The sequence below is a fragment of the Nocardia sp. NPDC050175 genome (assembly GCF_044459885.1).
Classification (GTDB): Bacteria; Actinomycetota; Actinomycetes; order Mycobacteriales; family Mycobacteriaceae; genus Nocardia.
The window spans coordinates 173,041-184,046 of record NZ_JBITJI010000018.1 but is presented as its reverse complement, the minus strand read 5'-3'; the positions used below and the strand labels follow the sequence as shown (position 1 = coordinate 184,046).

The window sequence follows — 11,006 nt, the reverse complement described above, 5'->3', positions numbered from 1 at the left end:
GGTCGTCCGCGCGGTCGCGCGCGAACTCGACCACTGAATTATTGGCCGCGTGGCCGCGGCGTGTTCGCGGCCCCTGGGTGTCTCGCGTCCGAGCGGCCGAGACTCGCGCCTGCGGCGCATGCGCTTCGGCCACTCGGACGCGAGACGGGCCGCGAACGGCGCTCGCAAAACTCGCGCGTGGGGGTTGCTTTGGGTATGCCCGTCTCGTTCGGGCGCTACCTAACGGTGCCCGTAGTGCAGTTCGTACATCTCCCGGTCGTGTTCGGAGAACTTGGCGCGGTCCACCAGATCCGGGTTCAACCCGTGCTGGACCAGCCGGTAGCGGCGCCAGACATAGCTGAGCGCCACGGTGAAGATGATCATCGGGACGATCATCATCACGATCAAGCCGATCTTCAGTGGCATCGGCCCCGGAAACAGCAGGACCAGGGCGAAGAACGGAATGACGGGTCCGAGGAACCGGACGAGATATCGCTCCATGGCCCCGTGTCCGACGAGGTCGCGGATGACCCACTCGTGCAGCTCCTCGGGGAGCTCGCGGCCCAGATCGTAGGCGATCCGCTGCCGAATTGTGGGGGTATTCATACCTGAAGGCTATGCCTGTGGAGTTGGTCACCGCTAGGTTGCTGAGGCCCTAACCTCGGCCGTGCCTGCGTTCGTAGGCGAGGCGTTCCGGCTCGGCCCGGCGGCGGGCGTCCGCGTCGGCCAGCGCGGGATCGAGGCCGTGCTTGATCAGCCGATGCCGCCGGTACACATACATCAGCGCCACCGTGAAGTAGATCAGCGGCAGGTACAGCAGCGCCATCATCGCCAAGCCCATCCACAGCGGGCCAGGCAGCAGCAGGAACAGCATGAGCACCGGGATCAGCGGCAGCAGGATGCGCAGCAGGTAACGCCGCGTCGCGCCGGGACCGACCAGGTCCTCGCGCACCCAGTCGGTCATCGACGCGGGCAGGGTGCGCCCTGCGACGTATCCGATGCGCTGGACGAAGGACGGTGTTGCGCTCATAGATCAAGCATCCCGCACGACATCAGTGCACGGACTCGTCCGATTCGGCCGCGCGGGTCTTGTGGAATGCGGTGATCTGCGTGATCAGGTTGTGCGTGGTGTGTTGCACCGCGATCTTCACGAACGGTTCGATGGTCTTGCCCAGCGCGCGCCCGGCCAGTCCGCCGCCCACTCGGAAATCGACGATCGCATCGACGGTGCACTGTCCGTCGCCCTTGGGGTGGAACAGGAAGGTCGACTCCACGTCGAAGCCCTTGATCGACTTCACCGCGATGGCGGCGTTCTCCTCCCAGCGCACGACCTCGATGCGGGACTTGAGCGAGGCCGGTCCGAGCTTGATGTGGCCGTCGAACGCGGCGCCGACGCCGACCGTCTGCGCACCGACCGGGGTGAAGGACTGGATGCCGTACAGGAAGCGCGGCAGGTTCTGATAGTCGTTCACGTAGGCGAACGCGGACTCCGCCGACGCGGCACAGTCCTCGACGATCTTCACTTCGGTCATACGAAAACAGTAACTGGTTTCGATCTAGGTCGCCTGGTCGCGCTGGGCGCACGTGCTGGTCGACGGGATTCGGGTGGCGCGGGCAGCGGGCCGGATCTCGTCGGCTCGGGATTACGCGGTGACCGCGAGGGTGGCGGCCAGGCCGAAGGCCAACGCCATCACCACCACCTCGACCGTGGCGCGGCGCAGCGACGCCTCGGCGGTCATCCGGTGATCCGCCGCCTGATGCACCCAGCTGCGGCGCCACCACCAACCCAGCGCCAGCAGTCCAACCAGCACAACGGTTTTCGCGAGCAGGATCCGTCCGTAACCGGTCGTGACGAACGGCGTGATCCCGCCGACCCGCACCAATCCGTTCAGCAGCCCGGTCACTCCTACCGCCGCGACCAGCGGCAACGCCATCACTGAATACCGCGGCAGCACCACCGCCCACTCGCCTCGGGTACGCACCACCAGCGCGAGCGCGACGAGCAGCCCGAACCAGGCCGCTGCTGCCAATGCGTGCACCGCGGCGAGCACCGACCCGAACGACTGCTGCGACATGTGCCCGGTAATCGGCCGCAGTGTCAGCGCGACCGCCGCGAACACCAGCACCAGATCCGCAGACGCGATATCCGCCCGCCGGAAGGCCACCGCCGAATAACAGGCGACCACGCCGACACCCACCAGGATGGCGATGCCGACCTGCCCACCACTGAGATTCACCAGATAGGTGCCGAACTGCCCGGCCGCCAACTTGCCGACCGGCACGCCGACCACCTCGGCCGCCTCGAACACCAGCACCGCGAACTCAGTGCCGCACCAGAACCCGGCCAGCACCGCGAGCAACCGCCACGGCGGCACCAGCCGCTCGTGCACCCTGGGCAGCGCGGCCAGCCCGAGCACCGTCGCACCGACACCGTCCGCGAGCACCCGCACCGTCGCCTCAGCCGCGAAACCCGCGGGCAGCGTCAGCGCCCAGGCGAGCAGCACACCGAGCAGCCCGGCCGGGACGACCAGCAGAACCTCCCACGGTGCGCGTGCGGTGCCCCGCCGTGCCCCGCCCCGGCCGCCGATCGTCCTACCCGTCACTGCTGCTTCGGTTTCCGGCTCCTGCCGCCGAACAAAGCGAACGCCAGCCCGCCACCGAACAGGACGACGGCGCCGACGATGAAGACCCACAACGGAACTCCGCCCGAGCCGTCCGAGCCGGAATTACCGCCGTTGAAGTTCGGCTTGTCGCCGTGCACACCGTTACCGGCCTTGCTGAGCGTGAAATGCCGCTTGCCGCTGACCGGATGGCCGTCAGCGGAGGTCACCCGGTAGGCGACGGTGTACTCGCCGACCGGACCGAGCTCGCCCACCTCGACGCTGACCGTATTGCCGTCGACCGTCGGCGCACCCTTCGACCACAGGTAGCCGTCCGGGCCCACCACGGTGAGCGCCGGGAAGCTCGGCTGCAGCGCCTCGTTGAAGGTGATGGTCGCCCGCGCCGGGCCCGCATCGATGGTGGCGCCGTCGTCCGGCACGCTGGCGGTCGGCGCGGAGTGCGCGGCGGCCGTTCCCGTTGCGGCAAAACCGAATCCGAGTAGGAACGCCCCCGCGACGAGGGCGGTGAGTAGCCGCCGGGTCACGACTGCCGTGCCCGGATCACGTTGCCGAGGCCGAGCGCGACGCCGAGCAGACCGAGGGCGAGGCCGATGCCGCCGAGCCAGCGGGCGGTGTTGTCGTTGTCATTGGATCTGCCCACGGCCGTGGTGACGTCGACCCCGTGGTCGATGGCGCCCTTGGCCAGGGTGAGCGACGGGGCCGGATGGTCGGGCTCCGCGCCGTCCTTGCCCTCCGGCTGGTTCCAGTCGACGACCTTGCCGTCGCTGTAGGTCTGCTTGGCCGGGAAGCTGACCTTCTCCTGCGTCGGCAGCGGGCCGACCGCGATCGCGAAGCGCTGGAACTGGCCGGGGCCGACGCCGGGGTTGCCGGGCTCGGCGGTCCAGGTGATCGCGGTGATCTCCGACTTCTCGTTCTTGTCGGCCTTGGCCGACCAGCCCGGAATCGGTTCGGTGCGTGCGCTTTTCAGGTTTGGCAGGGTGACGGTGAGCGCGGTGGTGCTGGCGGTGTCGGATTCGGTGGGCACCCGGAGCGTGATCACCCCGTACTTGCCCTGCTGGGCGCCCGGCGCGTCGACGGTGACGTGCGCGGCGGCGGTGCCGCAGGCCAGGAACGCGAAGGTGGTGGCGACGACGGCCGTGCCGGTGGCGCGCGAAATCGAACGGTGCATGAGAGGAAAGGCTTTCTGTCCGAAGGGGAGTGGTGCGGTGCGTCAGGCAGGCACCGGCGGCGCGCGCGGGCCGATCGCGCCGTTCGGATGACAGCGGTAGTACAGGAGACCGGGATCGGACCAGTGCGCCGGTCCGACGACGCGGGGCAGTCGCGGCTTGGCGAGCACGGCGCGGACGGCACTGGAGGCCACGGCATAGAGCCGCTCGGTGATCGAGATGACCGCGGCGCAGCCGAAGGTGGCGACGGCATGCGCGACGAGCATCCAGCCAGACGGCAGCGGATCCGTTGCGGCAGCGGCGTGTTCGTGGCCGAGCAGCCCGGACAGCGCGACGTGACCGGCCAACTGTCCGAGCATCAGCAGACCGAGCACCGAACCACGGCCGCGGGCAAGCACATTCGCCGCGCCACCGGTCAGCGCGGCGACCAGCAGCACCAGCGTCAGCTCCGCCGAACCGGGAAAACCCCCACCCGCCGAACCGTGCGCGGCGACGGCGAGCGCCCCCACCAACACACCGACCAGGCCACCACGCAGGTGGCCGGTACTCGGTGACGGGGGCATCGCGGGGAAGGTCAGCGCACGCCGAGCTGGGCGAGCACGTCCGCCTCGACCCCGGACAGTTCTTCGGCGATCGACGCGTGCACGGCCCGGCGACGCGGCGCGGGCATCTGCTCCGCGGTCTGCACCGCGGCGGACAGGCTGTCCAGCCGCGCCTGGGTGGCCGCGATGAACTTCTGCGTGTCGCCCCGGTCCTTGCCGCCCTGCACCGCGACCTTGTTCAGTGCCGCTTCGGTATTCACGATTCTGGCCTGCAGCTTGGCGCCGTGGCCGCCGAAGTCGCCGAGCTGTTCGACGCCGATGCCGAGCTGCTGGGCCTTGCGGGTGTCCAGCTGCGCGCGCAGGAACGTGGCGGCGCGATAGGCCAGCGGCGCGAGCACCGGGATGAGCACCCGGGCGACGCCGAGGTACTTCTTCACCTGACTCGCGCTGAACAGCTCACGCTCGGCCTTGGCGGCCAGCTTGAGCGAGGCCTTCTCCTCCGCCTGCAGGGCCGAGATCTGCGCCTTGGCCACCTTGCGCTGGGTACGGCCCTCCGCGCGGCGGGCCTTGCGGTCGTTCTTGGCGACCAGCTTGGCTTCCAAACCCGCCTTGTGCTTGAGAGCCTTCGCCTCGGCCCTGCGGCTCGGGCGCCGCTTGCGCTTCGTGAACAACCCCATCGAAGGCCCTCCGTCATGCTGGTTTGCCATGGCAGTACGACGCCGGGGAAAGCCCGTCCGCCCATGTCACACGGTTTGCCGTTTACCCTATCGGGTCCATCGCGACACCAGCGAGGGTATCCATCGTGACACCGGCGAGAGCGGTTCGCCGCAAGGCTGTGCCCACGGGGTTCGTGGGTTTGTCGGGGGTAGGGACCATACTGCATAACGTGGAATCGGGCATCGATGACCGAGCAGGTCGCAAGCACAACGGCACGGCCGTCGAACGGCCGAGCGGCGTTGTCGGCGCGCCGACTCCGTTCATCGATGCCAGGGCGCTGATCGGTTGCCGGCATCGGCTGCATCTGGACGCGGCCCATCCCGGTGCGTTGCAGGGGGTTTCCGAGGATCCCGGGGTGCGCCAGCGCAGGGAGGCGGCGACGGCGCATCGGGTGCGGGTGCGCGACGCGTTGATCGAGGCGGATCCCGCGGGCTGGGTGGTGATCGATCCGACACTGCGCGCGGCCGAGCGGGCCGAGGCCACCATGCGGGCGTGTGCGGCTGGCGTGCAACACATCTGGGGCGGCCTGCTGCCGCAGGAGCCGGAGACCGGCAGGCGCGGCGGCTCGGAAATCCTGCTGCGCGATCTCGATCGCGGCGGGTACATCCCGGTGATCGTGGTGAACCACAAGGTGACCGACCCGCGCCAGCCCGAGCCCGCCGACTTCCACCCGACCACCACCGACCCGTATCACTGGAACCCGCGCCCGGATCGGCACCGCAAACTGCGCCAGCAGCCGCGCGATCAGCAGCGGCTCGCGCACCTGTACCGCATGCTGCAGCGCCACGGCATGGCCAGCCCCGCACTGGTCGGCGGCGTGATCGGCTACCACTTCGACTGCATCCTGGTGCACGACCTCGGCCCGGTGCTGGCCGACTACGACCAGCGCTACGCCGACCGGGTCGCGGTGGTGCGCGGCGAACTGCCGACCGTGCCGTCGAAGGTGCCCGAGTGCAGGCAGTGCCCGTGGTGGTCGCGCGGCATCGAGGGCCCGAGCTGCGAAGGCTGGCTCGTCGAACACCGCGACGTCAGCCTGGTCGCGCCGGGTTCGCGGGCCGAGGTGCTGCGCAGGCACGGCGTGCAGACGATCGACGATCTGGCCGGCTGGGCGGGTGACGACCCGGACGACTGGCAGCACGGGCCGTTCGACGAGGCCGTGGTCACCGCGCGGGCCTGGATCGCGGGCGCGCCGCTGGTTCGCCGGGTGGAGCCGGTGCGCGTGCAGCGGGCCGACGTCGAGGTGGATGTCGACCTGGAGAGCTTCCAGGAGTACGGCGCATACCTGTGGGGCACCCTGCTCGACGGTGTGTATCGCCCGTTCGTCACCTGGGATCCGTTGCCCACCGAGGACGAGGGCCGCTCGTTCGGTGAGTTCTGGACCTGGTTGATGAGCACCCGCGCCGAGGCCGCCGCGAACGGGAAAACCTTTGCCGCCTACTGCTACTCGCGCACCGCCGAGGACAAATGGCTGTACGAGTCCGCGCGTCGATTCGCCGGTCGGCCCGGCGTGCCGACGGTCGATCAGGTGCGCGCGTTCGTGGACGGGCCGGAGTGGGTGGACATGTTCCAGGCCGTCTCCGAGCAGTTCATCTGCCCGAACGGCAAGGGCCTCAAGAAGATCGCCCCGGTCGCGGGCTTCGCCTGGCGCGATGCCGAGGCGGGCGGCGAGGCGTCGATGAGCTGGTATCGGCTGGCCGTCGGCTACGAGGGCGACCCCGATATGTCCCAGCGGACCCGTTTGCTGGAGTACAACGAGGACGACGTACAGGCCACTCGAGTGCTGCGCGATTGGATGTCGAACCGGGCAGACCTCGAGGTTCCTGGCCTAGCCGATTTCGGGCGTCGTACTATCGCGTCGTGACTGAGCACGTCGAACAACTCGAGTTCCAAGCAGAGACCCATCAGCTGCTCGAGCTGATGATCCATTCGGTCTACTCCAACAAGGACACCTTTCTTCGGGAGTTGATCTCGAACTCCTCGGACGCGCTGGACAAGCTGCGGCTGGAGTCCTACCAGGACAAGGACCTGCAGGTCGACACGTCCGACCTGCACATCGAACTGGCGGTCGACCAGGACAACCGGACGCTGACCGTGCGGGACAACGGCATCGGAATGTCCCGCGCCGAGGTGGTCGACCTGATCGGCACCCTGGCCAAGTCCGGCACCGCCGAACTGCGCAAGAAGCTCAACGAGGCCAAGAGCGCCGCCGCGGGCAACATCGACACCGCGGAACTGATCGGCCAATTCGGCATCGGCTTCTACTCCACCTTCATGGTCGCCGACAAGGTCACGCTGACCACCCGGCGCGCGGGCGAGAACGAGGGCACCCGCTGGGAGTCGGCCGCGGGCAGCTCGACCTACACCATCGAAACGCTGGACGAGGCGCCGCAGGGCACCTCGGTCTCGTTGCAGCTCAAGCCGGCCGACGAGGAGGACCACCTCTTCGACTACACCAAGGAGTGGAAGCTCCGGGAGATCGTCAAGAAGTACTCCGATTTCATCGCCTGGCCGATCCGCATGCAGGTCGAGCGGACCGTCACCGAGGGTGAAGGCGAAGAGAAGACCGAGCAGACGGTCGTCGAGGACCAGACGCTCAACTCCATGAAGGCGCTGTGGACCCGCCCGAAGAGCGAGGTCAGCGACGAGGAGTACAAGGAGTTCTACAAGCACGTCAGCCACGCCTGGGACGATCCGCTGGAGATCATCCCGATGAAGGCGGAGGGCACCTTCGAGTACCAGGCGTTGCTGTTCCTGCCGTCGCAGGCGCCGTTCGACCTGTTCACCCGCGAGCACAAGCGCGGCGTGCAGCTCTACGTCAAGCGGGTGTTCATCATGGACAACTGCGAAGAGCTGATGCCGGAGTATCTGCGCTTCGTCAAGGGTGTGGTGGACGCGCAGGACCTGTCGCTCAACGTCTCTCGCGAGATCCTGCAGCAGGACCGGCAGATCCAGATGATCCGCAAGCGGCTGGTCAAGAAGGTGCTGTCCACGGTCAAGGACCTGCAGGGCGCCGAGGATCAGAGCAAGTATCAGACGTTCTGGAAGGAGTTCGGGCGCGTCCTCAAGGAGGGCCTGCTCGGCGACACCGACAACCGCGAGACCATCCTGGGCGTCTCCTCGTTCGCCTCGACGAACTCCGAGTCCGAGGTGACCACGCTCGCCCAGTACGTCGAGCGGATGCCGGACGGTCAGGACGCCATCTACTACATGACCGGCGAGTCCCGTCAGCAGGTCGAGAGCTCCCCGCACCTGGAGGCCTTCCAGGCCAAGGGCCGCGAGGTGCTGATCCTCACCGACCCGGTGGACGAGATGTGGGTCGGTTCGGTGCCGGAGTTCGACGGCAAGGCGTTCGTCTCCATCGCCAAGGGCGAGGTCGACCTGGAGTCGGAGGAGGAGAAGAAGGCCTCCGAGGCGCTGCGCGAGCAGCAGGACAAGGACTTCGCCGAGGTGCTCGGCTGGCTCGGCAAGACGCTGGACGAGAGCGTCAAGGAGGTGCGTCTCACCAGCAGGCTCACCACCTCGCCCGCCTGCCTCGTCGGTGACGTCTTCGACTTCACCCCGATGCTGGAGCGGATGTACCGCGCGTCCGGTCAGCTGATGCCCGAGACCAAGCGGATCCTCGAGCTCAACCCGACCCACCCGCTGGTCACCGGCCTGCGCGACGCCTACGACACCCGCAAGGACGATGCCGACGCGGGCAAGGTCCCGGAGCTCACCGAGACCGCCGAATTGCTCTACGGCACAGCGGTCCTGGCCGAGGGCGGCGAACTGAAGGATCCGGCCCGCTTCGCCCACATCCTCACCGACCGCCTCACCCGCACGCTCTGATCCGGTCACCGGCGAGGACCACCGGACGGTGGTCCTCGCCGCTGTCGGCACAATGAGTTTCGTGCCGAATTCGACTGAGCTGGTCATCCGGGCGGCGCGGCCCGCGGACTACGACGCGATCGCGGGTGTGGTCGATGCGTGGTGGGGGCGCGAGGTCCTGCCGGTGCTGCCGCGGCTGTTCCTCGATCATTTCCATCGGACGAGCCTGGTCGCGGAGACGGCGGAGCGGCTGTCGGGGTTTCTGATCGGGTTTCCCTCGCCGTCCGAACCCGATGAGGCCTACATCCATTTCGTCGGTGTGCATCCGGATTCACGGAAGAGTGGCTTGGCGCGGGAGCTCTACGAGCGTTTCTTCGGGACCGCCCGGGCGCACGGCAGGCGGGTCGTCACAGCGATCACCGCGCCGGCGAACGAGACGTCCATCGCGTTCCATCGCCGGATGGGGTTCACCGTCGACGGTCCGGTGCCGGACTACAACGGCCCGGGACGGCACCTGATGACCTTCCATCGCATCGTCTGAATTGCAACGAAAAAACCGCCACCGACCAGACTGGTCGACGGCGGCTTTCGCGATGCTTGTTTAGCGCGGGGCCATACGCAGCGCGCCATCCATGCGGATGGTCTCGCCGTTGAGGTAGTCGTGCTCGACGATGTACTGCGACAGCTGCGCGTACTCGTCCGGGCGGCCGAGGCGCGACGGGAACGGCACGCCGGCCTCGAGGCCCTTGCGGTACTCCTCGGTGACGCCGGCCAGCATCGGGGTGTCGATGATGCCGGGGGCGATGGTGTTCACCCGGATGCCGAACTGGGCCAGGTCGCGCGCGGCGGGCACGGTCATGCCGTGCACGCCACCCTTGGACGCCGAGTACGCGATCTGGCCGATCTGGCCCTCGAACGCGGCGACCGAGGCGGTGTTGATGATGACGCCGCGCTGGCCGTACTCGTCCACGGTGTCGGTCTTCGAGATCGCGTCGGCGGCCAGGCGCATGACGTTGAAGGTGCCGAGCAGGTTCACGGTGATGACGGTGCGGAACAGCTCCAGATCGTGCGGGCCGTTCTTGGACAGGATGCGCCCGGCCCAGCCGACACCGGCGCAGTTGACCACGATGCGCAGCGGCGCGCCGGACTCGACGACCTGCGCCACCGCGGCGCTGACCTCGTCATTGCTGGTGACATCGGCCGGAATGAGGGTGACCCCGGCGGGCACGTTGTCGCCGGCGCGCTCGATCGACTGCGGCACATCCAGTCCGAAGACAGTGGCCCCCAGCTCGGCGAAACGCTTGGCGGTGGCGGCGCCGAGGCCGGATGCGCCTCCGGTGACAATGGCGGCGGAACCCGAAATCTCCACGATGGTCCTCTCGTTCGTGACAGCCAGTTGGCCCTTTGTCAATTGCACCCTAACGGGTGCGCCCAACCAGCCCTATGAGGCATCCCTCTCACTCCCGAGCGGACCATCGCCCGGCCGCGGCCGCTGCTACTGGAGGGTTACTTTGGCGCCGCCGGAGAACATCGAATCGTGCAGCACGATGTGGCTCGGTACCGCATCGGCGGGCAGGTCGAAGACGACCTGAGCCGTTACCGTGTTGCCCGGGTTGAGGTTGGCATACACGCTGGTGTCGGCCTGCAGGTTGATCGCGGCCATGGCATCGTTTTCGAACTTGCGATTCTGCGCGTCGAACAGATACTGGGAGCTCGGACTGAATCCCTGCGGTTTATCCGAGGTGTTCCGCACCGTTATCGAGACGATCGTGTACGCGCCCTGAGCTTTTCGCTGCAGATACGGATTGTCCCCCACTACGCCGAGGCCGGTCTGGATCTCGGTGACGACGAACTCGAACTTGCCGTCGCGCACCGGTGTATTGAGGCCGGGCAGGGACGCGGGCGGCTTTCCGGCCTGCGGCGCCGCGGAGCTGCCCGGCTCGACCGCCACGCTGCTTGCCGTCTTGTCCGACTTCTTGTCATCGCCGCCGTTGACCGCGGCGATGACGGCACCGAGCCCGCACAACCCGATAATGGCCGCGACCACGATCAGCACGATCTTGCCGCCGCTCGACTTCTTCTTCGGCGGTCTGCCGTATCCGGGCCCGGGCGGCGGCGCCTGGCCTGGTTGTTGCACCCATCCCTGCGGGGGTTGATTGCCCCAGTTCGGATTC

Annotated in this window: 13 protein-coding genes; 3 read left to right on the top strand and 10 right to left on the bottom strand. The window is 68.0% G+C overall.

Annotated elements, in window-relative coordinates; genetic code table 11:
- Positions 1–219 precede the first annotated feature (219 nt).
- The 8 genes from ACIBK2_RS41525 to ACIBK2_RS41490 form a co-directional block, all read right to left on the bottom strand.
- Entirely contained in the window at positions 220–585 is a 366-nt protein-coding gene (locus ACIBK2_RS41525) for a DUF5313 family protein (protein WP_379283094.1), read from the bottom strand.
- 49 nt (positions 586–634) lie between these two features.
- Positions 635–1,009 carry a DUF5313 family protein gene (locus ACIBK2_RS41520; RefSeq protein WP_396975979.1) on the bottom strand — a complete coding sequence of 125 codons (375 nt, stop codon included), beginning with the start codon at positions 1,007–1,009 and terminating at the stop codon, positions 635–637.
- 22 nt (positions 1,010–1,031) lie between these two features.
- Positions 1,032–1,511 (bottom strand): SRPBCC family protein, encoded by a 480-nt coding sequence (locus tag ACIBK2_RS41515; protein WP_396975977.1) that lies wholly within the window; start codon positions 1,509–1,511, stop codon positions 1,032–1,034.
- A 111-nt stretch (positions 1,512–1,622) separates the two neighbouring features.
- Entirely contained in the window at positions 1,623–2,582 is a 960-nt protein-coding gene (locus tag ACIBK2_RS41510; RefSeq protein WP_396975976.1) for a copper resistance D family protein, read from the bottom strand.
- The gene (locus ACIBK2_RS41505; protein WP_396975974.1) at positions 2,579–3,124 is read right to left on the bottom strand and encodes a copper resistance protein CopC; all 546 of its coding nucleotides are present in this window, start codon (positions 3,122–3,124) and stop codon (positions 2,579–2,581) included. The genes ACIBK2_RS41510 and ACIBK2_RS41505 overlap by 4 nt, the downstream gene beginning before the upstream one ends.
- Positions 3,121–3,768 (bottom strand): YcnI family protein, encoded by a 648-nt coding sequence (locus tag ACIBK2_RS41500; RefSeq protein WP_396975972.1) that lies wholly within the window; start codon positions 3,766–3,768, stop codon positions 3,121–3,123. Before ACIBK2_RS41500 ends, ACIBK2_RS41505 begins: the two co-directional genes overlap by 4 nt.
- A 42-nt stretch (positions 3,769–3,810) precedes the next feature.
- Complete coding sequence (locus tag ACIBK2_RS41495) at positions 3,811–4,329, bottom strand: hypothetical protein (RefSeq protein WP_396975970.1); 519 nt, start codon at positions 4,327–4,329, stop codon at positions 3,811–3,813.
- Between the two features lie 11 nt (positions 4,330–4,340).
- The gene (locus tag ACIBK2_RS41490; RefSeq protein WP_396975968.1) at positions 4,341–4,985 is read right to left on the bottom strand and encodes a DUF6474 family protein; all 645 of its coding nucleotides are present in this window, start codon (positions 4,983–4,985) and stop codon (positions 4,341–4,343) included.
- 302 nt (positions 4,986–5,287) lie between these two features.
- Here ACIBK2_RS41490 and ACIBK2_RS41485 point away from each other — a divergent pair, with 302 nt between their 5' ends.
- The 3 genes from ACIBK2_RS41485 (at position 5,288) to ACIBK2_RS41475 (ending at position 9,373) form a co-directional block, all read left to right on the top strand.
- On the top strand, positions 5,288–6,886 hold the full coding sequence (locus ACIBK2_RS41485; protein WP_396975996.1) for a TM0106 family RecB-like putative nuclease: 1,599 nt from the start codon (positions 5,288–5,290) through the stop codon (positions 6,884–6,886).
- Positions 6,883–8,853 carry a molecular chaperone HtpG gene (gene htpG, locus ACIBK2_RS41480; protein WP_396975966.1) on the top strand — a complete coding sequence of 657 codons (1,971 nt, stop codon included), beginning with the start codon at positions 6,883–6,885 and terminating at the stop codon, positions 8,851–8,853. The genes ACIBK2_RS41485 and htpG overlap by 4 nt, the downstream gene beginning before the upstream one ends.
- Before the next feature lie 61 nt (positions 8,854–8,914).
- Positions 8,915–9,373, top strand: a complete 459-nt coding sequence (locus tag ACIBK2_RS41475) for a GNAT family N-acetyltransferase (protein WP_396975964.1) — start codon at positions 8,915–8,917, stop codon at positions 9,371–9,373.
- A 60-nt stretch (positions 9,374–9,433) separates the two neighbouring features.
- Here ACIBK2_RS41475 and ACIBK2_RS41470 read toward each other — a convergent pair whose 3' ends face one another.
- Positions 9,434–10,201 carry an SDR family NAD(P)-dependent oxidoreductase gene (locus tag ACIBK2_RS41470; protein ID WP_357380070.1) on the bottom strand — a complete coding sequence of 256 codons (768 nt, stop codon included), beginning with the start codon at positions 10,199–10,201 and terminating at the stop codon, positions 9,434–9,436.
- 126 nt (positions 10,202–10,327) lie between these two features.
- Positions 10,328–10,969, bottom strand: coding sequence for a DUF4352 domain-containing protein (locus ACIBK2_RS41465; protein ID WP_396975963.1), 642 nt, complete (start codon positions 10,967–10,969; stop codon positions 10,328–10,330).
- Positions 10,970–11,006 lie beyond the last annotated feature (37 nt).